This window comes from Xenorhabdus khoisanae (assembly GCF_001037465.1).
GTDB lineage: Bacteria > Pseudomonadota > Gammaproteobacteria > Enterobacterales > Enterobacteriaceae > Xenorhabdus > Xenorhabdus khoisanae.
In genome coordinates, this window is the sequence record NZ_LFCV01000002.1 from 43,678 (window position 1) to 66,108 (window position 22,431).

Consider the following 22,431-nt stretch of genomic DNA (forward strand, 5'->3'; position numbering starts at 1 on the left):
ATTTACGGTGTTGTCCGTGGCCTGGCATGTTGCATTGGGATAAATAAAACCATCAATGCTCCAATAACCAATAACCCTGCTACAAAATAGAGCCCTGCGTTGAAACTGCCGGTTTGATCTTTCAACCAGCCGATCAAAAGTGGGCTGACGGCAGATCCCACATTGCCCGTGGCGTTGATCACGGCGATCCCCACCGCTCTGGCACGCAGACTGATCGATTGATCCGGTGTCGTCCAGAATACCGCCATGGCAGTGAACGATCCAGTGGAAGCCATGATGATCCCCAGTAGCTGTATCATGCTGTGGTCGGTAAGTGAGGTTAAAACCCAGCCTGCGGCGGCAAACAGATAAGGCAGGGCAGTGTGCATTTTGCGTTCTTGCAGGCGGTCGGAGCGGCGGCTCCAGTAAATCATGCCCAAAATTGTGCAGAATTGCGGAATGGCAGTCAGAATGCCGATAATGACGTGGCTACTGTTCTGATTGAAACTCTGCATAATCTGTGGCGTCCAGATATTAATGGCGCTCAGGGTATTGGTCAGGCAGAAATAAGCGAAGGTATACATCAATACAATCGGGGTGAAAATTTCCCGCCATAAGCTGGTTTTTTGCAGAACAGGCGCGTTGGTGTGTTCCTGCGAAAGCTTATCGTTTTCTATCATTTCCTGAAGGCATTGCTTATCTTCATGAGTCAGCCACTTGGCCTTTTCCGGTGAGTCATCCAGATAAAACCAGACAACAAGACCAAGCAAAACAGAAGGGAAGCCTTCCAGCAAAAATAGCCATTGCCAGCCACGCAGATCCCAGATGCCGTCCATTTCCAGAATATAACCGGAGATCAGTGAACCAAATGCCATTGTTACGGGCATGGCGATCATAAACAGCGCATTGGCACGGGCACGATAATAGGCCGGAAACCAATAAGTCAGGTAGACCAGAATACCGGGCAAGAAACCTGCTTCCGCAATGCCCACCAACATCCGCAGGATATACAGGCTGGTAGGGCCGGTCGCAAACATCGTCGCCGTAGAAGCAATTCCCCATAACACCATAATGGTGGCAATCCAGCGGCGGGCTCCCACAATACTCAGCATGACATTGCTGGGAATGCCAAAAATCACGTAAGTGGCGTAAAACAGCGTGGCGGCCAGCCCGAACATGGTGGATGTCAAGCCAAGATCTTTTCCCATCGTCAAACCAGCAAAACCAATATTGATGCGATCCAAAAAAGAGAAAACAAACAGGATAAAGAGAAAGAAGATCAGGCGTCGGAATAACTTATTGATGACATTTTGCTGTTGAGAGGTGAATTTTTGGTGTGGATAAGCCGGATTATTTGATTTAGGTGATTTGGGTATAGCGTCAGGTGAAGTGCTCATTGTCGTTTCCTTTTTATTGTTCTTAGAAAATTGAATTATTAGGAAATTGAATTATTAGGAAATTGAGTTATCAGGGAATTCAGACTGCAATGGCAGATGTCGCGATCAACACCTGCTGTGTAGGGTAATAGGTTGTGTTGTTGTCGGTAATGAGCACTTAATAACTGCTGGATAATGGTGTGTTTAGTTCTTCCCGAATGTTGCCAAAACGTGCAGCCAGCGCGTTGGCAGCCCCTGTCAGTAAGCTTGTATCAACACCTACGGCAACAAACAGGGCACCCATATTGAGGTAATGCCTAGCCTCATCAACATTGGTCATCAAAATACCCGCTGCTTTACCGGAAGCCTTGATTTGACCTATCGCTTGTTCAATCGCTGTTTTAACCTCTGAATGCTGAGGATTGCCGATGTGTCCCATATCCGCACTGAGATCCGCAGGGCCGATAAACACGCCATCAACCCCCTCGACTGCTGCGATTTCTGGCAGATTTTGCAGGGCTTCACGGGTTTCTACCTGTACCAACACACACATTTCGTCATTGGCACGGGAAAGATAGTCAGGAATGCGATTCCAGCGGGAAGCCCGTGCCAGCGCACTGCCTACCCCACGAATACCAGCAGGTGGGTAGCGAGTGGATCGAACTGCTTGACGGGCCTGTTCTGCGTTTTGGATCATTGGAAGTAACAATGTTTGAGCGCCAATATCCAACAACTGTTTGATGATCACCGGATCGTTCCACGGGGGACGAACGACAGGCTGGCTTGGATAAGGGGCGATGCCCTGCAATTGAGCAAGGATAGTGGAAATATCGTTGGGGGCATGTTCGCCGTCAATCAACAACCAATCGAACCCTGTTCCTGCCAGAATTTCTGCGCTGTAGCCACTGCATAGCCCGAGCCATAGTCCGATTTGTGGATGTCCTGATTTTAGAGCTTGTTTAAACCTGTTTGTTAATTGATCCATGATCGTACCTTAGAGATTTTAAACAAAGTGGCAGCTAATGGAGCCTAAAACACCATAATCCACATGAAAGATATCACCTTTGCGTGCAGGGACAGGCCGGGTAAAGGAGCCAGACAAAATGATCTGGCCCGCTTCAAGTTGAACATCATGTGGTGCCAGTTTATTGGCAAGCCATGCCACGCCATTGGCTGGATGATTGAGAACGGCGGCGGCCACGCCGGATTCTTCAATCACGCCATTGCGGTAAAGCAGGGCGCTGATCCATCGCAGATCGAATTCATCTGGCTTGATCGGACGACCTCCCATGATGACACCGCCATTGGCAGCATTGTCAGAAATCGTATCGAACACTTTACGCGGGCGCTGAGTATCAGGATCGATGTTGTGGCAGCGGGCATCGATAAGCTCCAGCGCCGGAATAACGTAATCTGTCGCGTTATAAACATCAAACAGCGTACAGTTTGGGCCACGCAGGGGTTTTGCCAGCACGAAGGCCAGTTCGACTTCAATGCGCGGCACAATAAAGCGTTCGCAAGGGATATCACCGCCGTCCTGAAAAAACATATCATCCAGCAGGGCACCATAATCGGGTTCATCAATTTGTGAACTGGCTTGCATAGCTTTGGACGTCAGGCCGATCTTATGACCTTTGAGAACTCGGCCCTCCGTAATTTTCAAATCTACCCATTCGCGTTGAATGGCGTAAGCATCCTCAATCGTTATTTCCGGGTAATCCAGTGAGATTTGGCGGATCTGCTTACGATTTTTTTCTGCCTGATGTAAACGGCGTGCAACCTGTGATACGACTTCTTGCTGTAGCATAGGGGATTAAGCTCCTTTAGCTTCTAACCCTCCAAAACAGAGGTATTTTACTTCCAGATAATCTTCGATACCGTAACGTGAACCTTCACGTCCCAGTCCCGACTGTTTGATACCGCCAAATGGTGCGATTTCGTTAGAAATCAGTCCTTCATTGATACCTACCATGCCGCTTTCCAGCGCTTCTGCCACGCGATAAATCCGGCCGATGTCGCGGGAATAGAAATAGGCAGCCAAGCCAAATTCCGTGTCGTTGGCAATGCGGATGGCTTCGTCTTCATCACGGAATTTGAACAGGGGAGCTAATGGGCCGAAGGTTTCTTCGTGGGCAACCTGCATGGATTCCGTAACATCGGCCAGAACCGTTGGCTCAAAGAACAAACCACCCAGAGCATGGGATTTGCCACCCACCAGAATACGTGCGCCGTTGGAAACCGCATCGCTGATATGGGCCTGTACTTTCTCCACTGCGGCCTGATTAATCAGCGGCCCTTGTTGTGACCCGGTGTCAGTGGACGGCCCGACACGAAGCTGTTTCACTGCTTGTGCCAAGCGTTCCGCAAACGCATCGTAAATGCCTTCCTGTACCAGAATTCGGTTGGCACAAACACAAGTTTGCCCGCTGTTACGGAATTTCGCTGCCATTGCACCTTCTACGGCAGCATCAAGATCAGCATCATCAAACACGATGAAAGGCGCGTTGCCACCCAATTCGAGGGAGAGTTTTTTCACGGTATCAGCACTTTGTGCCATCAATAACTTGCCAACACGTGTAGAGCCGGTGAACGAAAGTTTGCGCACAATAGAACTTGAAGTCAGTACTTCTCCGATCGCTTTGGCATCTGTTCCGGTGACGATATTCAGGACACCAGCAGGAATATCTGCTTTCTCTGCCAATACAGCCAGTGCCAGCGCAGAAAGTGGCGTTTCAGCCGCAGGTTTCAGAACCACCGTACACCCCGCAGCCAGTGCAGGCCCGACTTTACGGGTGATCATCGCATTGGGGAAATTCCACGGTGTAATGGCAGCAACAACGCCAATAGGCTGTTTAATGGTGGCAAGACGTCGGCCCGGCATGGGGGAAGGGATGGTTTCACCATAAACGCGTTTGCCTTCTTCTGCAAACCATTCGATGAAACTGGCACCGTAAGCAATTTCTCCCATTGCCTCCGCGTGGGTTTTACCCTGTTCCGCACTCATTATTTCAGCCAGAGCGATTTGATTTTCCATAATCAAATGGAACCATTGCGTGAGCTTTTGGCTGCGTTGTTTGGCGGTTAACGCCCGCCATGCAGGCAGCGCATGGTTAGCGGCTTCAATGGCAGATTGTGTCTCTGTTACTCCCAGATTACTGACATTGGCAATAACTTCACCATTGGCTGGGTTCGTCACTTCAAAGGTCGCTTTATTTTCTGCATCAACCCATTGACCGTTGAGATAAGCCTGTTGGCGCAGCAATGATGTATCCAGATAACTTGTCATAGTTTCCTCTTTATTTAAAAAAACAGACGTGAGTGATCTTAATTATGCCACCTATCGTCGTTACCCTTTTGTTTTAAACAGGCTATGAACGTTATTGGATCTATAATTCAGCACAGGATCAAGCTCTTCCATAGTGAAAGAGAGGCCAAGATAACGCTGCGCCATTAAATCAGCGAAATGCGCTTTGATTAAGGCAAATAACATCTCTCCGACTTTCTGCCGATCTTCAAGGCTGCGTCCGGCACCAATTTTCAATGTCATATGAACAAACGCGTAATCTTGTTTTCCATCCGCCATTTGCCAGGTATCCAACCAAATGGCACGGCTGCGAATACCGCCCAGAGGGAAGATGCCCGTCTCTGCCAGCGCTTGGTTCACTTTGGTAAACAATTCCGGCAAGTTGGCTTCTTTGCGGATATTTTCAGTACACTCTGCATAAAAATGTGGCACGGGTTTACTCCTGTCGGGCATCAATTTTATCGACGGCCGTTTTTATTAACGAATCATTGATTAATAATAGCGTCCGGTAATGGGAAAACGGCGTTAACCTGCCCTGTACCTGAACTTGCGAACAATTCCGTCAGAAATTCCACTTTGCCGTCATACTTATCCCAACCGAGCAGGCCAAGCAGCATTACAGTATCGTGCATATTGCCTTCTCCACGGCAATATTGCGCATATTCCGGCAGCATCTTGCAGAATTCCTTGAACTTGCCCTCTTTCCAAAGCTGTACAACGCGGCGATCCATTTGCTCATCAAACTCGCGGGTATAACTGTTCATGCCTTCTTCGGCGCGTTGATCATCAATAAAGCTGTGCGACAACGAGCCGCTGGCCAGCACCGCAACCGTGCCATCGTATTTCTCAATGGCCCGTAAAATGGCCTCTCCTAATTTGCGGCTATCTTCAAAAGCGTGGACAGTACAAAAGGCAGAAATTGAAATCACCTTGAAACGGCGGTCACTGTTCATATAACGCATCGGCACCAGCGTGCCATATTCCAGCTTCAGGCTCAGGATCTCGTGTGATTGAGCACGAACTCCCATCTGACGCGCCTCTTCCGCAATCATCCGCCCCAATTCAGGATTACCGTCGTACTCATAGGTCATGTCACGGATAAAATGTGGCAGTTCATTGCTGGTATAGATGCCAGAAAAATGGTCAGTACAGTTAATATGATAGGCGCTGTTAACCAGCCAATGGGTGTCAAAAACAATAATGGTATCGACACCCATTTCACGGCAACGGCGGCTGATCTCTTTATGTCCGTCAATGGCGCTTTGTCGGCAGCCGTGATGCTTACCCGGTAATTCAGACAGATACATAGAAGGCACGTGTGTAATTTTCGCGGCTAACGCTAACTTTCCCATAGATCCTCACTTGATATTCGGATGGCGAACTGTGGTTAACGCTGGAATTTATTCCATTCCTGATTGATCAAACGCCCCAACGGGGAATCGGATGATCGCCCATAGAGATACAAACGTTCTTCACTTCGGCAAAGACTTCGAAGCTGTATTCCCCGCCTTCACGCCCTACACCGGAAGCTTTGATTCCACCAAATGGCTGGCGCAGATCACGGACATTTTGCGAATTGACGAACACCATACCCGCTTCAATGCCACGTGCCAGACGCAAAACTTTGCTGACATCCTGTGTCCAGATATAGGATGCAAGGCCATATTCCACGTCATTAGCCATGCGCAGCCCGTCCTCTTCGCTCTTGAACGGTAACAGGCAAGCAACAGGGCCGAAGATCTCTTCCTGTGCTACGCGCATACTGTTATCCACATCAGCCAATACAGTGGGACGCAGGAAATTGCCATCTTTCAGATGGGCAGGCAAATCGGTGGGTTTATCGGGGCCGCCCGCTAACAATGTTGCACCTTCTTCGATCCCCAAACGGATATAGTTGGAGACTTTTTCCCAGTGTTGTTGACTGATCAAACTGCCAACCTGAGTATTGAGATCGTTGGGATCGCCGACGCGAAGCCGATTGGCGCGTTCGGCAAAGCGCTTAACGAATTCGGGGTAAATACTTTCTTGAATGAAAATACGGGAACCTGCCGTACACCGCTCGCCATTGAGGGAGAAAATGGTGAATAGCGCGGCATCCAGCGCGCGTTCAATATCGGCATCTTCAAAGATCAGAACGGGAGATTTTCCACCTAACTCCATGGAATATTTTTTCAGCCCGGCATTTTGCATGATCACGCGACCAGTCGCTGTTCCACCCGTGAAAGAAATAGCGCGCACGTCGTGATGTTTTACCAGCGCATCACCTGCGGTGTTACCGTAACCCTGTACCACATTCAATACGCCTGCCGGAATACCGGCTTCCAGCGCCAGCTCTCCCAGACGATTCGCCGTGAGTGGTGAAAGTTCGGACATTTTTAAAACAGCGGTATTTCCCAGAGCCAGACAAGGGGCGACTTTCCATGTTGCCGTCATGAAAGGTACATTCCATGGGGAGATCAAGGCACAAACCCCGACGGGCTGAATCAAGGTATAATTGAGCATCTTGTCGTCAACAGGATAAGTGCGCCCGTTCATTTGCTGGCAGATTTCAGCGAAGAAATCAAAATTCTGGGAAGCCCGTGGAATCAACACATTTTGTGTCTGGTGGATAGGCAGACCGGTATCCTTTGTTTCCATTGCAGAAATTTCAGGAACATTTTGATCAATGAGTTCCCCCAAACGGCGCATCAGGCGAGCCCGCTCCTTCATTGGAGTATTGGCCCATTTCGGGAAAGCTTCTTTGGCGGCAGCAACGGCCTGATCAATCTCTGCGTGCCCGCCAGAGGCCACTTCAGCCAGCACCTCACCGGTTGCGGGATTCGTTGTTTCAAAATAGGTTTTGCTATCAACGTTCTTGCCGTTGATCCAATGATTAATAATGGTCATGACAAACTCTCCTCATATTCTTGCTGGCTGACAATGTGATTCACCAGACGACCAACACCTTCAACTTCTACGATAACTTCATCCCCGGGAACAACATTGGACAGCCCTTTTGGGGTTCCGGTGGCAATCATGTCGCCCGGTTGCAATGTCATGAAATCGCTGAGGTAGGTGATCAGGAAAGGAATGTCGAAGATCAAATCGGCGGTTGTGCCCTGTTGACGTAATTCACCATTGACCCAGGTTCTCAGGGTCAGATTATGGGGATCGGCGATCTCATTTTTATCCACGATCCAAGGGCCGATTGGCGTGAGCGTATCCCGGCTTTTTACACGCAAATTGGGACGATAGTAATTTTCCAGATAGTCACGGATGGCGTAATCATTACAAACGGTATATCCCGCAACGTAATCCATCGCATTTTCTCTGGAAACTTTATGTGCGGGTCTGCCAATCACGACAACGAGTTCTGCTTCATAATGCATGTACTCCACATTGTCGGGGCGGACAGAAACCTGACGGTGGCCGGTTAAGCTATTGGCGGCTTTGATAAATACAAGAGGTTCTTCCGGTGGCTTAAACTCCAGTTCTGTTGCGTGATCGGCATAATTCAAGCCCAACGCAAACAGGGTTCCGTTGGCGGGAGGAAGCCATATAACATCCTCACGGTTTACCGTACCGCCATCAGGCAGGAGAATATTTTCCTGCTCATCTACGGTGACATTCAGTTCCTGACCCTGATAATAAATTTTGGCGTGTTTCATGCCTGACCTCCTGCGAGTACGACCCTGTTTTCCAGATTGGGGAAGCCTTCAGCCTTGATCGTGATTTGATCGCCGGAATGGAGAGTAGCGCGTTGATGGGGTGTTCCCAGCAGGATGACATCGCCTTCTTTCAGTGTGGCGAATTCACTTAATGCCACCAGCAATTCCTGCGCGGATCGGACAAGATCTTTGGTTGGCCAGCGATCAACTTCCTGCCCATTGATCTCAGTCACTATATCAAGAAATTCCACGGATCTTATCTTGCCCATTTGACCTATCGGGCAAAAACCATCCCGACATTTCGCTTTAATCGCGGGACGGTAAAATGATGTTTCTGGTAGGCTGATTTCATTTGCTAATGCGTATCCGGCAATGTACTGGTCTGCATCCTGAATAGAGACTTTACGGGCGGTTTTTCCAATCAACATTGCCAGAGTTGCGCCGCTTTGTACCGTTTCTCCGACAGGATGAGGGATCACATCCCCTGAGCCAATGACAGTATTGCGGGGTTTGATAAACCAAATTGGAGTTTTTGGTGGTGTTTTATAAGGTGCTTCGTGAAATGCCCCATTCCAGAAATCGATCTGGCTACGATGGTTTAGGGCGACGGCAAAGACGGTGCCTTTCATTGACAACTCCTTGTAACCTAAGCGGCGTATAGAGAGAATGTTATTAATATATTAATAAATCATGTTCGGTCAATCTTCAATATGTTAATTTGATTGTTAATTTTAATTGTGATCTATGTAACAACACTTATTGGTGATCACTTTTACTACATGAAGATCAGCCTGTTATATTTTTAATCAAGGTCATTTGGGATTGTATTTAACTTGTTGTTAACTTTTTAGGGGCGGGATGATTTTATTTATTTGTTAATGTTGAAGTCTTTCCCCTTTGTGGATGATTATGAGCGTGCTAGTCTTTTTGGTGTTCATGTTGTCTATAATAAATAGCATGAGCGTTAAACTTATAGAATGACTAGCGATTAACTAAAGAGTCACTTTTACTTATGCATGAATCCTTAACAATTGCATTGCTTCAAGCGAGAGAAACCGCGATGGGTTTTTTTCGGCCTATTTTGAAGAGCTATAATTTAACTGAACAGCAGTGGCGTATTATTCGTGTACTTGCAAGTAGCCGTTCTATTGATTTTCATGATTTAGCTTGTCTCACTTGTATCCTGCGTCCAAGCCTGACAGGCATTTTGACACGTATGGAGCGTGACGGGCTTATCTTCCGCCTGAAGCCTATGAATGATCAGCGTAAGCTGTATGTTTCTTTGACTCCGGCTGGGCAGGAACTCTATGAGCAGGCAAAAGGGCAGGTTGCTGATGGTTATAAGGCGATTGAAAACGCTTTTTCTCCAGAAAAATTGGCCCAGCTTTTAGGCTTATTGGATGAATTTATTGCTATCGGGAATCTCTCTCAAGAAGATTTGGATGAAGAACGCGAACTATAGATTGATAGTTTATTAATGTATTAATAAGTTAATTGATTAATACATTAAGTGTAATATCAAATCAAATGTAATATTAAATATAGTATAAAGGCCGCCGTAATGAATTGCATAGGGACATGGGTGCAGTATATTGCGGCGGCTTTTCTGTTTTATATTAGGGGAAATACTTTAAGAACGCCGGTGTTTCTTCCCCCGTTATGCTGACAAGACAATTTTCAATGCCTTCTCTTGGGCTGCATTACCAAATACTTCATAAGCAGCTTCTATCTCACTCAATGGATAATGATGAGTGACCAGCTTTTCAGGTGCAATTTTGCCGGATTGGACGCTTTTCAGCAGCATGGGAGTACTGCTTGTATTTACCAGTCCAGTGGTAATGGTAATGTTTTTGATCCAGAGACTTTCCAGATGCAGGTCAACGGATTTGCCGTGGACACCAACATTGGCAATGAATCCACCTGCGGCGATGATGTCCTGACATATTTTGAACGTTGCGGGGATCCCCACACACTCAATGGCGACGTCTACACCAATACCGTCAGTCAGTTTGTTGATGATTTCTACTACGTTTTGTTTTGTCGGGTTGATAACCGTGTTAGCACCAAACTGCCGGGCGACACTAAGGCGGTTATCATCAGTATCGATCATGATGATATGTGCCGGGGAGTAAAATTGTGATGCCAGTAATGCTGATAACCCGACTGGCCCCGCGCCAATTAAGGCGATAGTCTGTCCCGGTTGGACCCTGCCATTGATAACACCAATTTCAAGGCCCGTTGGCAGGATGTCACTGAGCATTAATGCCGCTTCTTCATCGACACCTCCCGGCAGACGATGCAGGCTATTATCAGCATGGGGAATCCGTACTTTCTCTGCCTGTGTCCCATCAATTTTATGCCCCAGGATCCAGCCACCATCTTTACAGTGTGCATAAAGCTGGCGTTTACAATAGGAACAACTACCACAGACGGTGATACAGGAAATAATCACCTTGTCACCGACTTTGATATTGCGGACCGACTCCCCAATTGATTCAACGATCCCAATACCTTCATGGCCCAATGTCCGGCCTTGCCCGACAGTGGGAACGTCTCCCTTGAGGATATGCAGATCTGTGCCACAGATGGTAGTTTTGACGATGCGGACGATAGCATCTGTTGGTTCAACGAGTTGGGGTGGTGCTTTTTCTTCCCAGCGTTTTTTTCCGGCTCCGTGATAAACAAGTGCTTTCATATAACCCCCTTCACAGGTGATGGTTGTGGTTTTATGGTGTTAAGAATCACAGTAATCCAGTACACAATTTACGTTATCTGCTGCTAAAGTTTAGCAGATGTAAATGTTTTCGATCTTCAGTGTGCTCTCTGAGTCAGTTGTGAAATAGAACATGACGAATATGTTCAGGAAAACGCTCGTATTTGAAACATGATTAAAGTTTTTTCAGATAGTACAAAAAATAGCACAAAACAGTAGAACTATGGTGAAAATTATCAAGTAAGATTGGCTTTCTAAACAGTGAATTATCGATAAATCTGACCGATAGAGTGACGGTTTCTCACCCCCGCTTTATAACCGATATAAGGATAGCCACATAATGTTTAATGAAGCCAGCGGAACAAGCAAGTTAAAAGGTAAGCGAGTTGTCGTAACAGGCGGAGGCCGCGATTTTGGGCAAGCAGTTTCTGTTTGGTTAGCGCGTGAAGGGGCGTATGTTGATCTCTGTGCCCGCCAATTAACTGGTGCGGAAGCAACCTGTGAGATTATTCGTCGTGAAGGTGGTACGGCCCGGGGTTATCAGTGTGATATGAGTGATGCTGATTCTGTTCGCGACTTTGCCAGTCAATTACTGCAAGACGAACAACCCATTGACATCCTGATATTAAGTGCCGCCCAATGGCTGGAAGGGCATTTGGGGGAGGGGGACAGTGACGCTGATATCGTTAGCACTGTGAATTCCGGTATAACCGGTTCTATCCTGCTGACCAAAGCATTACTGCCGAGCCTGCGTCAGTCACAAGGCGCAGATATCGTTGCTATGGTATCGGTTTGTGGCATTCCTCAATTTACTGAATCCGTTGCTCATCCGGCATTTTTTGCCGCTAAACATGCCATGGGCGGCTTTAGCCAGAATTTAGCTCATCACCTGAGCAAAGAAAACATTCGCGTAACCGGGCTTTATCCCCCTGATTTTGAACTTAATGGTTTTGATGAAGTATTGGATGACCATAAAACCATGGGAGAGAAAATGCTGAATGGCCGTTCTGTGTGGGAAACGCTACGGTTTGTGATCACCCAACCCCGCAGTTGCCATATTAAAGCCGTTTACTTTCAGGGACCGACTTTTAAGGATTTTGAATAGTGTAAAAGCTGTTTTAATGAAGCTCACCCTGCAACGCAGGGTGAATTTATACTGTTGATTGTCAGAAATCTCTTTATTCCACAGGCTTTTTACAGTCTGGTCTCTTCATCACGTTCCATTAAGCTCCTGTTATATTGATTAATTGTCTCCATAAATTTTGAAGTTGCACTACCGGAATCGCCTACGTAATCTGCGCTGATTATTCCGGCAGGAAGCTGGGCAACAGCTTTGATCAATGGGTCTCTGTTTCCAAACAAATATCTTTTTACTCCTGAAGTAAATTGCCCACGCCCTACGGAAGCAACAGGGATATTGGTCTGCATAATATTGAGTTTGTCAGGTACTGGATTCTCATGGAATTTAAGAAGGAAATTCGCTGTTTCTTCTGCGTTCGCTCTGTTAGCCCACTTTGTGTTAACACTTTCTTTATAACCCCAATGTGGTTCTGTTCCATCATATTTCTTTCTATCAACCATGATCCCTATGTTTTTTCCTTTATCCAGTAAATCGACCATCGCCTCACCTAAACTCGACGTATCATCAAGTGTAATAAGACGCTGCTGGTGGCCTTCGAGAATACTTTGTAAAAATGTATTTGAAGACGCGGCTGCGGAAGATTGCCCTTTTTCCCCTTTAAATACGAGTTTGAGTAAGTAAAAGTGATTGGTATCTCCTGCCGCATATTCCAAGAGCGATTTCACATCCGAAACGGCATCACTGCCTGCAACGCTGGGGCCATGGAAGAAGCTAAATGAGCCATCTTTATTTTGCGCAACCCGAATATCGAAATATCTGGCTCCTGCTTCTGCTTGTTGCCTCAACGTTCGATTTTGGGTTTTAAATGCCGCAGGAAGCAGTGACCCTAAGCTACTGGCAAATCCGGATTTTCTCCTACTATAAGCATAAGTTCCCGCATCATGGCTACCCAGCATGGCTATCTCAGATAATTTGGTACCAGCAGGTAACTTACTGTGATTGACATAGTGGCCTTGTTTAAATTCATTGGTGAGGAGCGGTGTTGCTGTTTCCTGCTGTGAGGCAGAATCCAGATCTTGAACAGTAAATTGATTAATAGTCGAAGTATTATGTAAAGGATTTTTTGAATACTTTCTTTTTTCTTTATTTTCATATACGGGCATAACTATTCCTTAATATTTTTAATGGGGCTTCAATTTTTTTACATGTTTAATGAGAATATGGCGATTTATATGGGCAATACGTGGTTTAAGTGATTGTTATTTTAATAAATGGCAGTAAAAACAAATTAGCAATAATGATTGAAATTAATTCTATTATTAGGCCGAAAAATAGTTTGTGTATTACTATTTTGCTATGAGACCTTGTTCAGGTTCACAGAGGGAGTCATTTATTGACTTAGTGACTGGGAACGATCGCGTTTTGCGACCTGCTTAGAAAAATTGCTGCCTGCACTGCTGACCGTTCCCGTAATCACATTAGCTGGTGATTGAATGATACCCGAGCAGTTATGGCAAGCCGGGAAGTCTTGCCCGGCGTTCGCTGTGGTCAATCGTTTGGTGAAAATTGATGATTGAAGCATTGCCTTAATATAACGCATACTAAAGGGCTCAGGGGACTGGCCTGCATCCTCATCTGCTTTAATAAATAACTGGTTTAATGCCTGTACTTCGGCATGCAAACCGGCAATCCCTGCCATTGTTGGTAAGATGTTCCCGTTATGTTTAATATGCTCTTCAACCAATTGTTGGGTCATTGGGTGTAGCGTTTGCCCATTTTTTTTATACATATCCTGTAATCCTTTGATAAATTCGAAAGTATTGGTTACCCGATATTCATTTGCCATATTATTTCTAAATATATCTTCGATATCATAGGAAAGTTTATTTCTCCATGGTCCTATCGGTCTGTTTATTTCGATAGTTTTTTGGGGAATTAATTCCACACCCCAAAACAATTTTCCGGGGGCTAAGTTATAATTGTTATCTTTAAAGTTAACAAACTCATCTTGATAGCTGTTGATATGTGAGTAGCCGGCATGGGCAGCAAAGTTTTTTAATGCCTTTTTAGCATATTTTTTTTTCTCTGATGGTTTTTGCTTGAGCGGAGAGGGTTGTTTGGATTCCTCAAGAATTGAGTCTGTTTTATTCTGGAATCTCGTCATGACAGAAGACAAATCGCGCTGATAGGCAGCAGAGACTTCCGCTGTATCGGGTATATCAAGATGCAAAGCTTCCAATGCCGTATTCGATTCTTGCCTTTTTCTATAAACCATCTTGTTATCATAACCGTATATCATATCTTTTTTCCTGAAAATATATCTTTTATATCTGTATCTATGTTGGCATCAGAGGAAATATCACTTAGCAAGACATAGGTATTTTTGCCATCTCGCTTGATCGCATGAACCTTGAAGGTGGCTCTGCTGGGGAAAAGGATTTCTGCCTGTCCAGCTGGTGGTTCGTGATACTTTTCCTTCAACGTTTTATTTTAATTCAACTTGAATGCACTTTCTTCAAGTGCATTATTGTATTGTTAGGTATCCGCGATATTAGTTCCCTGAGTTGAGAAGATTGCTATCGGTAGAATGTTTTTGTACAGAAGTCTTTTCTTCTGCTGCTTCTCTAAGATATTTAGGCATGTTAAATTTACTTTTTAATTTATGTATATAATGAAATCTATTGAATATGATTCAATAGTTATCTGAAATATATTTTTATCTATCTTGTTATTTTATTATGTTAAGTCATTATGTTGTTTTTTATAAATTTCACAATAGGGTGATTTATGATTCTTGTAATCATTTTCGATATTTTTAAGTTGTTCATAAATTGATAACACTTTATTGTATAGACACTCCCCTTCTTCCGTTAGAACTAATCCTTGGTTTTTTCTGACAAAGAGTTTTACACCTAATGAGAACTCCAATTTTTTTAAGCTTCGGCTAATTGGAGACTGTGTAATAAAAAGCTCCTTTGTTGCCTTATTTATTGATTTATTTTTGGCTACGACAATAAAATTTGCTAAGTCTTTTGAAATAAACACCTATACTCCTTTTTAAATTCAATAGGACTTATTCCTGGTGTTATGAAATTATTAATAAATTTGTTACATTTTTATTTTAATTACATGATTTGATGTGGTAATTCATCACAGTGGAAATTATTAATTGTGCAATAATCATATATAGACATTAATATTTGTCAACAATTGAATATAAGAATTATTACATTAATTAATATGATTTTTAAATAAATAAACCTTATTAAATAACAATAAAATGTTCATGGAATATGATAAATAAACCTTGTTATTCATAAGATTAATTTAAATGTTATTAGAGCTAGGTTTGGCTGATAAGCGATATCATTATGTTAAAAGCAGGCAAATTACTCTTGAGTGACTAATCACCTTCTATAGGGTTTTAAGTTGCTCATCGGAATAGTCGTTAAAAATGACATTTCAGCATCATTAACTGGCCCATGATTCAGGGCGATTATTGTTGCGTCTGCGAGATTTTGTGTATCCAAATGAATGGAAGGTTTCATATTTCCCGTTCTTCCATTGGGTAATGGAACCAATTTCCCTTTATCTACCCCAAATTCATAGAGCTCCATTGATATTTCATAAAGTGGAGCTCCTGAGCTTTGTCCACCTGCTTCAGTATTGACTGCGGTAGAAACCCAAACAGTTGAGCGATCTTTGGTATATTTTATAAATGTGGAAAGATCACTCAACTTAGGTGTTCCTCCTTTTTTCCATTTATTAATTTCATCAATAATATGTTTGGGTAAACTTTCTACATTGTCATTACCCAAGAATACGCTGGCAAATTTTCTCGCTTTTTCACTATCAAGATGTACCCAAGCCTTAAATCCCTCTGGGCTACTTTTTTGTAACTCTTCAAAACTTCGGTTATCTGCTCGATATAATGTAAATGATTTTTTTACACCATTTGTTGGCGCAGAGGTTGATGTTGGTGTCACTTTTGGGTTTTGTGTATTACTGGTAAATGTTTTGGTAGCTGCGCTGACAGGAGTGATTATCTCTGAGGCAATAGGTGCTTTTGTAGCCTGTTGAAATGGTCCTGTCTTCGAAAGTGAATGTAATGGACGAGGAGCAACACGTGGGCGCACGGTTTGCGAATTAAGCTGCTGAAAGTTTTTTCTCAATTCCGCTATTCTTGGTGTTATTGCATGATCACCATTGACAGTATTTTGGGTAGGACGAGGGGAATGATTTTTCTTCTCTTCTTTCTGTTTTAAACTATACACAATAATACTCCGATTTAAATAAACTGTTATTTAATGAGCTATGGAAAAGCAATAAATTAAATGCCGAAAAGATGGTTTTTTTCTATATCCTTAATCCTGATTCCATAATTATCGACTGTAGTAACAATTTTGTTGTCATTTAACCAGCGATCAAAAATTTTATTGATATCCTGTAGATATTTCTGATGGGTAATACCTGATACAGACAAGGATATGGAAATTTCTGCTGAATTGTCTGGAGTTATAGCCTTTTTCATTGTTAATAGTTCAACTTTGCTCAGTGCCAGCCTGATATTCTCTTCACTTTCTGATTCTGTAACAGGTTGTATCTGTAGTTCCGTAATCAATAATTCTCGCAAAGTATGGCTAATCTTTTCCTGACTGAGTGATGCAATTTGTTCCACTGTAGAAGAAATGGTGCTTACCGGCGTCGCCTTATCCTGCTTATCGGTGAGGCTAATCGGTATTGTCACTGAGTAATTTAAAGAAAGTCGGGGGCGATTCCCCAGTGATTGCCAAAAATTCCCTAAACTGTTTAAACTTTCTTTCGGGGGGACAACCTGAGTATAAGCACCGGGAATACCTGCCAATTGGCGATTATTAATCAGAGCATTCAAGACTTGTGACATGACTTTTATTGCCTGATTATCCGGTAGACATTCTGAGCTGTTGGAATCGGTTGCTGGTTGAGCCGATTCCCAATAGGTAATCAGGTAATTACATTTAATATTGACCCAACCCGGCAATAATCTCCCTGAAGTGGCATTAAACACTCTGGATTCTGTCGAACGAAGCTGTAGATCTTCGTGGATATCATACAGAAAGACACTCACCATCGCATCAGATTGCACGGTATCTAATTCAGGTAAGTCAAAACGAATTGCAATTTTATTATCCAGATATTTCTCCAGCATAGTTTTCATTGCGTTATTGACATCAATAATGGTTTGCGTTTTTAACATAAAAAATCCTCTTAATTTATAATGGTAATAACAATTAACCTATCAGTACATTTAATTGTTAGATATTTGCATTGCTATAAATTTTAAAAAATTAAACGGCCTACTTTGGCTAATTCTCGTGATAATGCTGTTTCAATATTTTTATTACTGACTTCATTATGGTTATTCTCTGCGGCAAACAGTGAAGACAATAAAGCAATATTACGAATATTCGCCCCTGTTACGCTTGTTCGTTGAGCTAATTTATCGAAATCCACATCCTGGGCGACTTTTATATTTTCAGGCCAGATTGCCTGCCACATTTTCTTGCGGATGGTTTCATCCGGGTAAGTAAAGCGGGTAATAAAGGTAAAACGGCGATTAAAGGCGTTGTCCAAATGGCTACGATTATTGGTGGATAAAATAACCAACCCCGGATAGTTCTCCAGCCGTTGCAGTAGATAAGAGACTTCAATATTGGCATGTCGGTCTTGCGCATCTTTGGTTTCACTGCGTTTACCAAATAACGCATCCGCTTCATCAAAGAATAAAACACCGGCATCCTGTTCTGCCAAATCGAAGATACGGGATAAGTTTTTCTCTGTTTCGCCGATGTATTTATTCACGACGGTAGATAAATCCACTTTGATTAAGTCAACGCCAATGTAATTGGCAATCACTTCTGCTGCCATAGTTTTTCCGGTGCCAGAATCACCATAAAACAGGGCGCTGATACCCGTACCATAACCAATCTTATCTTTAAAACCTCCCGCCAGGACGTGTTCCCGATACTTAATGGCTGCGAGTATTTCTTGTATCTGTTGAGCAATATCATCAGATACCAATAAATCTTTTAATGAACGTTTAGGGGTAATGCGTTGTGCCAATTGACCAAAATTTTGCTGGGCGCGTAAATTGAGTGCCTTATGGATATCACATTGCTGCAAAATACCTGAAGGATCTCGCTGTTGCTGGTAAAGTTTCGCCTCTTGTAAAATTAATGGCAGGGTTTCAGGATTAAATGCGTAACGTTGGCTTAAGGTTATTGCATCTATATCATTTGCACAGTGATTGGGTAAATGGGCCGTCAATAATCTTGCTTTTTCCACCGAAGTGAAAGCGGGCATTTCGATCAGTAATGTCGATATCTTTTTCAGCCATACTAACGGTGAGTGTGGTTCAACCAGACAGATAACCCTTAATTCAGATTGGTTTAATAAGGCTGACAGGGGATCCAGCAAGTGTTTATTCTGTTCTGCAAATAAGCAAAAGTTTCGTAACAATAAACAGGCACCACGCATACGAATTTCTCGCAAAATGGCTTTTATATGGCAAAACAGGGAGTTGTCATCGTTATCAGCTAAGCTGGCGATATCCACAAGCAGCGTTTGCCGTTGTTCTGATGCCATCATATTAGCAACGACATGGGATCTGGCACTATCGGCCATGCCCCGCAGTAAGATAACGGGCCGGATATCATCATGATCAGATAACAGTACATTACCCAACGCTTGTTTTAATCCTGCTGGATAATTGCCGATTTCTGTGGGCGTTATCCACTCAACACAATGTTCCAGAGCAGGTGCAATATAGTGATGCCCAAGTAAAAAATGATATACGCTGCTGTCTGTGATAAAGGGTGTCTGGAGCCAGGATAACGTTTTCTGACGACTATCAATAGATAACAGTTGGCAGCCAACCAAGGGAGCCTGGTGTAAAAAACTGGCCTGCTGTGCCTGTTTTTCCAGCATTGAGTGGCAAAACAGTTCCAAAGCCAACGCAAAAGCGGGCAGCCGAGATTGTTGTTCTCCCTGAACCAGAGCAAACAGGTGATAGTAGCGGTTATCGAAATGGGGCAGTAAACCTAACAACAAAACATCCCTTTCAAAATCAGTCAGTTCAAAATGTGTAATCAGGTCAGTTAATCGGGATGCCACGGGCGTGACGGTGTGCGGTATTGTCAGGCAATCATCGGTGAGCCAATGAGGTTTTCCCAGAGGGTTATCCAGTCTGTTTATCACATCTTCTTCGCTTAACAAGAACTCATCAAGGAGGTCACCTTTCTGGCCTGATATGCAATGGAAATGGTATTGCAGAACGAGATCGATGCGTTCCAGTTGGCTATATAAGAACATTAAATGAGGATCATTATGTTGCTGAAATAAATCAGGGAAAACAGGCGCTGTATTCATAAATTTTTACTCAGACTAATTTACTGTGTTTGATGGTTATGACCACGTTATGGTGATAGGGTGTTGCAACCAGCTAAAGCTCGCGATATTCATTGGCCACGCCCATTCGCTTATCAGTGCATCATAAACTTCGGGTTTAATATGGATGTTTTTTATTCCATTTAACTCACTTAATTCCCCGGAACGTTGCAGAAATAAGTGTCGCACATCGTTTATTCCCATTTTTTTCCAGGCTGGAAGTTGTTCGATGATTTTTTCCAGCCATTGGTTGATGGCAATTTGTTGTTCTGGCTTTGGGGTACGCCATCGCGCGTTGTCATGTATGGGTAATCCACAAAGTATTTTATTGAGAGTCAATCGCCATGCAGGTATTTCCTCTTCTTCCCAAATCAGCCAATCAAGTAAACAGACCGCCTCTCTTTGTGCTTCAAGGCTGATAAATTGATTCTTTTCCAGTAAATCAAAGGTACGGAAAAATATGGGCAATAACGGCCATAAAATCATGCAACCGGCATTGCTGATGGTTAAAACGGATTGTGATGATGGAGTCTGAATTCCATTACTGGGTTGTATGGATGATATTTTCGCTGGTGAAGTTGATCTCGGTAATTCCTTATGTTGCTCTCTGTTTTGTAAAGTTGGAAGACTTTGTTTTACCGCCTCTTTTATAAGACCATAATGCTGTTGCGTAGCTGTTGGCTGATGGTATGTTGCAAATGGCAGTACTGTATCCATCTGCATATCAGTTTCATTGTAAGTCTGTTTTAATAGACTGTTATTATTCTGAATAATATTTATTGTCGGTGTTTGCTTATTTTGAGTTTGTTGTGCAAGTGCTTGTTGTGTGGCATGGGGATATTTCACCTGATGTTGCAGATAATATTCCGCAGCCAAACTCAATTTTTCTGGTTTCACTTTTTTATCTGTAATTACCTGCGCTTGCGAATTAACAAATTCGGATGTTGTTGTTTCAGTAAATAACTGGCAAAGCATAGCAAGAACGTCTGGCTGGCAGAGTTGAATTAAGCGACTTAGCCCCGCAGGCTGTAAGCAGTGTTTGGCTAACATAGGTAGCCATTGTTGTGGCTGGTGGTTAATCTGTTGCCATAATTCATTATTAATATGCACAGTATTTGTAATATGATGCTTTCTGTGATCAGATAACCAGTTTCCCTTATGTAAGTAATGATCTATTTCTTTTATTAATAAAAATCTATTTTCTTTTTCTGATTGGTGTGGATATATTTTCTCTTTATTTAAAATACATTGAGAGTAACCATAATGATTTCTTAAGTTCTTTTTTAATTCTATTTCCAATCTTCTTGTTATTTCCCTTTCAAATAAATCAATTTCAATATTTCCCAGATCCAGAGTTACCCTTTCAAGAGATAACTTCCCATTTACATTCAATGTCAGGTTTTTGATATTTTTATTGATGATATTTTTTAGTTTTCTATTAAATATAGATGAGCAGTTCTCCATTATGTTATCATCGTTAAAATATAACATATCAATGGAGATAGTTATTCTATTAATAAGATTAACACCATATTTATCAGTGTTGGTCATCATAAAACCCGCAAATTCCACCTTGCCAAAAATTGGTCAATGAGCGTATTTTAAAACGCTCATTGCCATGTTTAATGTTAATTATAATTTCATGATATATATTGCAGTATATTGTATAGTCATATCTATACCATTTTTACTTTTAATATTCCTAGTATTTCCCTCAATAGATCTATTTAGAAAATCTGGTGTATTATTATAGCCATCACAAATAGCCCAACCTTCTGGTACGCTATTACCAGAAAACATCATAATCATACCACGTGGCAATACAGTATTAGGATCGATAGCCACACCATCAGCATCTACCTTAATTCCATTGCCTGGTTTTATGGAGATACCATTGCTATCAACAACCAAGCCTTTATTATCAGCTAGTTTCACTGCAACACTATCGTCATTTATCCTAAGACCATTTCCTGGATTAACACCTATTGCATATGATCCTTGATAAGTTGTCAAACCATGGCTTATACCTACAGCCAATACATCATTACGCAATATTAAAGGGCTATAAAATCTATCGGCATAATTCTTATTTAATTTTAACTGTAATGCACCATCTGAACTAAATTGCATTCCATCGCCGGGTTTTATGGCGATACCATTACTATCAACAACTAAACCTTTATTATCAGCTAGTTCTACTGCAACTTGATCATTATCTAACTTAATACCATTACCTGTTTTAACATAAATACCTGACGAATCATTACCAATACCACCATCCGTGCGGACATTTACATCCAAACCTTCACCACCAACTTTAACTCCCCAACCTGTAGCAACTTTTATTCCTGAGCCATCAACTTTAATAGTTGAATCAGCCGAATTTACTGTTAATGCACCATCTGAACTAAACTTCACCCCATTGCCTGGTTTTATGGCGATACCATTGCTATCAACAACCAAACCTTTATTATCAGCCAGTTCTACTGCAACCTTATTATCATCTATCCTAATACCATTTCCATCATTAACACCTATTTCATTTGATTTTTTAAAATTTATCAAACCATTGCCTACTCCTACAACCAATGCATCATCATGCAATCTTAATGGACTGTAATTTGCATGAGCGTATTTCTCATCTAACTTTAACTGTAAAAGCCCATCTTCGCCCAAACGCATTCCTTTTGCCGGGCCATTTTGATTGGGAGCCTGTCCAGTCGCTTTACGCCCAATATCGGCAATATCAATTAATTGATTGAAATCGGTTTGTAAGGGAATACTGCCTTCTTTAAACTTATCTTTTAATTTATCAATATCAGGTCCAACACCTTTTGCGTCAGATAATGTTTGTTGTTCTTGTATTTTTGCAGAATAACGAATTTCTTTCATTGTTAACTCCATAA

At 42.9% G+C, this 22,431-nt stretch carries 20 protein-coding genes; 2 read left to right on the top strand and 18 right to left on the bottom strand.

Features of this window, described 5'->3' with window-relative positions:
- Window positions 1-2 precede the first annotated feature (2 nt).
- From hpaX to AB204_RS00470, 9 genes are all read right to left on the bottom strand, one after another.
- Window positions 3-1,376 carry a 4-hydroxyphenylacetate permease gene (gene hpaX, locus AB204_RS00430; RefSeq protein ID WP_047961424.1) on the bottom strand — a complete coding sequence of 458 codons (1,374 nt, stop codon included), beginning with the start codon at window positions 1,374-1,376 and terminating at the stop codon, window positions 3-5.
- A gap of 157 nt (window positions 1,377-1,533) precedes the next feature.
- Window positions 1,534-2,340 (bottom strand): 4-hydroxy-2-oxoheptanedioate aldolase, encoded by an 807-nt coding sequence (gene hpaI, locus AB204_RS00435; RefSeq protein ID WP_047961425.1) that lies wholly within the window; start codon window positions 2,338-2,340, stop codon window positions 1,534-1,536.
- 18 nt (window positions 2,341-2,358) lie between these two features.
- Entirely contained in the window at window positions 2,359-3,162 is an 804-nt protein-coding gene (hpaH, locus tag AB204_RS00440) for a 2-oxo-hept-4-ene-1,7-dioate hydratase (protein WP_047961426.1), read from the bottom strand.
- Between the two features lie 6 nt (window positions 3,163-3,168).
- Window positions 3,169-4,641, bottom strand: a complete 1,473-nt coding sequence (locus tag AB204_RS00445) for an NAD-dependent succinate-semialdehyde dehydrogenase (RefSeq protein WP_047961427.1) — start codon at window positions 4,639-4,641, stop codon at window positions 3,169-3,171.
- Between the two features lie 60 nt (window positions 4,642-4,701).
- Window positions 4,702-5,091: a 5-carboxymethyl-2-hydroxymuconate Delta-isomerase gene (locus AB204_RS00450; RefSeq protein WP_047961428.1), complete on the bottom strand. Its 390-nt coding sequence runs from the start codon at window positions 5,089-5,091 to the stop codon at window positions 4,702-4,704.
- Between the two features lie 53 nt (window positions 5,092-5,144).
- Window positions 5,145-6,011, bottom strand: coding sequence for a 3,4-dihydroxyphenylacetate 2,3-dioxygenase (gene hpaD, locus AB204_RS00455; protein WP_047961429.1), 867 nt, complete (start codon window positions 6,009-6,011; stop codon window positions 5,145-5,147).
- 67 nt (window positions 6,012-6,078) lie between these two features.
- Entirely contained in the window at window positions 6,079-7,545 is a 1,467-nt protein-coding gene (gene hpaE, locus AB204_RS00460) for a 5-carboxymethyl-2-hydroxymuconate semialdehyde dehydrogenase (RefSeq protein ID WP_047961430.1), read from the bottom strand.
- Window positions 7,542-8,306 carry a fumarylacetoacetate hydrolase family protein gene (locus AB204_RS00465; protein ID WP_047961431.1) on the bottom strand — a complete coding sequence of 255 codons (765 nt, stop codon included), beginning with the start codon at window positions 8,304-8,306 and terminating at the stop codon, window positions 7,542-7,544. Before AB204_RS00465 ends, hpaE begins: the two co-directional genes overlap by 4 nt.
- The gene (locus AB204_RS00470) at window positions 8,303-8,935 is read right to left on the bottom strand and encodes a fumarylacetoacetate hydrolase family protein (protein ID WP_047961432.1); all 633 of its coding nucleotides are present in this window, start codon (window positions 8,933-8,935) and stop codon (window positions 8,303-8,305) included. The genes AB204_RS00465 and AB204_RS00470 overlap by 4 nt, the downstream gene beginning before the upstream one ends.
- Window positions 8,936-9,318: 383 nt before the next feature.
- Between AB204_RS00470 and hpaR the strand changes: the two genes are divergently transcribed.
- Window positions 9,319-9,768, top strand: coding sequence for a homoprotocatechuate degradation operon regulator HpaR (gene hpaR / locus AB204_RS00475; protein WP_047961433.1), 450 nt, complete (start codon window positions 9,319-9,321; stop codon window positions 9,766-9,768).
- A 195-nt stretch (window positions 9,769-9,963) separates the two neighbouring features.
- Here the strand turns inward: hpaR and AB204_RS00480 are convergent, their stop codons facing one another.
- Window positions 9,964-11,001: a zinc-dependent alcohol dehydrogenase family protein gene (locus AB204_RS00480; RefSeq protein WP_047961434.1), complete on the bottom strand. Its 1,038-nt coding sequence runs from the start codon at window positions 10,999-11,001 to the stop codon at window positions 9,964-9,966.
- A gap of 358 nt (window positions 11,002-11,359) precedes the next feature.
- On the opposite strand from AB204_RS00480, the gene AB204_RS00485 reads away from it, so the two are divergent.
- Window positions 11,360-12,124, top strand: coding sequence for an SDR family oxidoreductase (locus tag AB204_RS00485; RefSeq protein ID WP_047961435.1), 765 nt, complete (start codon window positions 11,360-11,362; stop codon window positions 12,122-12,124).
- Window positions 12,125-12,213: 89 nt separating this feature from the next.
- On the opposite strand, the gene AB204_RS00490 is transcribed toward AB204_RS00485, so the two are convergent.
- From AB204_RS00490 to AB204_RS20710, 8 genes are all read right to left on the bottom strand, one after another.
- Entirely contained in the window at window positions 12,214-13,263 is a 1,050-nt protein-coding gene (locus AB204_RS00490) for a PI-PLC domain-containing protein (protein WP_047961436.1), read from the bottom strand.
- A 227-nt stretch (window positions 13,264-13,490) separates the two neighbouring features.
- Window positions 13,491-14,399 carry a YwqJ-related putative deaminase gene (locus tag AB204_RS00495; RefSeq protein WP_047961437.1) on the bottom strand — a complete coding sequence of 303 codons (909 nt, stop codon included), beginning with the start codon at window positions 14,397-14,399 and terminating at the stop codon, window positions 13,491-13,493.
- Between the two features lie 437 nt (window positions 14,400-14,836).
- Window positions 14,837-15,145 carry a helix-turn-helix domain-containing protein gene (locus tag AB204_RS00505; RefSeq protein WP_047961439.1) on the bottom strand — a complete coding sequence of 103 codons (309 nt, stop codon included), beginning with the start codon at window positions 15,143-15,145 and terminating at the stop codon, window positions 14,837-14,839.
- Between the two features lie 362 nt (window positions 15,146-15,507).
- Window positions 15,508-16,374, bottom strand: coding sequence for a hypothetical protein (locus tag AB204_RS00510; protein WP_047961440.1), 867 nt, complete (start codon window positions 16,372-16,374; stop codon window positions 15,508-15,510).
- Window positions 16,375-16,430: 56 nt separating this feature from the next.
- Window positions 16,431-17,336: a DUF4255 domain-containing protein gene (locus tag AB204_RS00515; RefSeq protein WP_047961441.1), complete on the bottom strand. Its 906-nt coding sequence runs from the start codon at window positions 17,334-17,336 to the stop codon at window positions 16,431-16,433.
- Window positions 17,337-17,419: 83 nt separating this feature from the next.
- A complete protein-coding gene (locus AB204_RS00520; protein ID WP_047961442.1) occupies window positions 17,420-19,507 on the bottom strand; it encodes an ATP-binding protein in 2,088 nt (695 codons plus the stop codon).
- Window positions 19,508-19,543: 36 nt separating this feature from the next.
- Window positions 19,544-21,079 (bottom strand): contractile injection system tape measure protein, encoded by a 1,536-nt coding sequence (locus tag AB204_RS00525; protein ID WP_047961443.1) that lies wholly within the window; start codon window positions 21,077-21,079, stop codon window positions 19,544-19,546.
- 78 nt (window positions 21,080-21,157) lie between these two features.
- Window positions 21,158-22,417: a tail fiber protein gene (locus AB204_RS20710; protein WP_053067800.1), complete on the bottom strand. Its 1,260-nt coding sequence runs from the start codon at window positions 22,415-22,417 to the stop codon at window positions 21,158-21,160.
- Window positions 22,418-22,431: the final 14 nt, after the last annotated feature.

Coding starts and splice junctions, on each gene's coding strand:
- AB204_RS00495 (WP_047961437.1), bottom strand. CDS start 14,399: ATGATATACGGTTATGATAACAAGATGGTTTATAGAAAAAGGCAAGAA.
- hpaH (WP_047961426.1), bottom strand. CDS start 3,162: ATGCTACAGCAAGAAGTCGTATCACAGGTTGCACGCCGTTTACATCAG.
- hpaX (WP_047961424.1), bottom strand. CDS start 1,376: ATGAGCACTTCACCTGACGCTATACCCAAATCACCTAAATCAAATAAT.
- AB204_RS00480 (WP_047961434.1), bottom strand. CDS start 11,001: ATGAAAGCACTTGTTTATCACGGAGCCGGAAAAAAACGCTGGGAAGAA.
- AB204_RS00470 (WP_047961432.1), bottom strand. CDS start 8,935: ATGAAAGGCACCGTCTTTGCCGTCGCCCTAAACCATCGTAGCCAGATC.
- AB204_RS00525 (WP_047961443.1), bottom strand. CDS start 21,079: ATGATGACCAACACTGATAAATATGGTGTTAATCTTATTAATAGAATA.
- hpaR (WP_047961433.1), top strand. CDS start 9,319: ATGCATGAATCCTTAACAATTGCATTGCTTCAAGCGAGAGAAACCGCG.
- AB204_RS00515 (WP_047961441.1), bottom strand. CDS start 17,336: ATGTTAAAAACGCAAACCATTATTGATGTCAATAACGCAATGAAAACT.
- AB204_RS00490 (WP_047961436.1), bottom strand. CDS start 13,263: ATGCCCGTATATGAAAATAAAGAAAAAAGAAAGTATTCAAAAAATCCT.
- hpaD (WP_047961429.1), bottom strand. CDS start 6,011: ATGGGAAAGTTAGCGTTAGCCGCGAAAATTACACACGTGCCTTCTATG.
- AB204_RS00465 (WP_047961431.1), bottom strand. CDS start 8,306: ATGAAACACGCCAAAATTTATTATCAGGGTCAGGAACTGAATGTCACC.
- AB204_RS00520 (WP_047961442.1), bottom strand. CDS start 19,507: ATGAATACAGCGCCTGTTTTCCCTGATTTATTTCAGCAACATAATGAT.
- hpaI (WP_047961425.1), bottom strand. CDS start 2,340: ATGGATCAATTAACAAACAGGTTTAAACAAGCTCTAAAATCAGGACAT.
- hpaE (WP_047961430.1), bottom strand. CDS start 7,545: ATGACCATTATTAATCATTGGATCAACGGCAAGAACGTTGATAGCAAA.
- AB204_RS00445 (WP_047961427.1), bottom strand. CDS start 4,641: ATGACAAGTTATCTGGATACATCATTGCTGCGCCAACAGGCTTATCTC.
- AB204_RS00485 (WP_047961435.1), top strand. CDS start 11,360: ATGTTTAATGAAGCCAGCGGAACAAGCAAGTTAAAAGGTAAGCGAGTT.
- AB204_RS20710 (WP_053067800.1), bottom strand. CDS start 22,417: ATGAAAGAAATTCGTTATTCTGCAAAAATACAAGAACAACAAACATTA.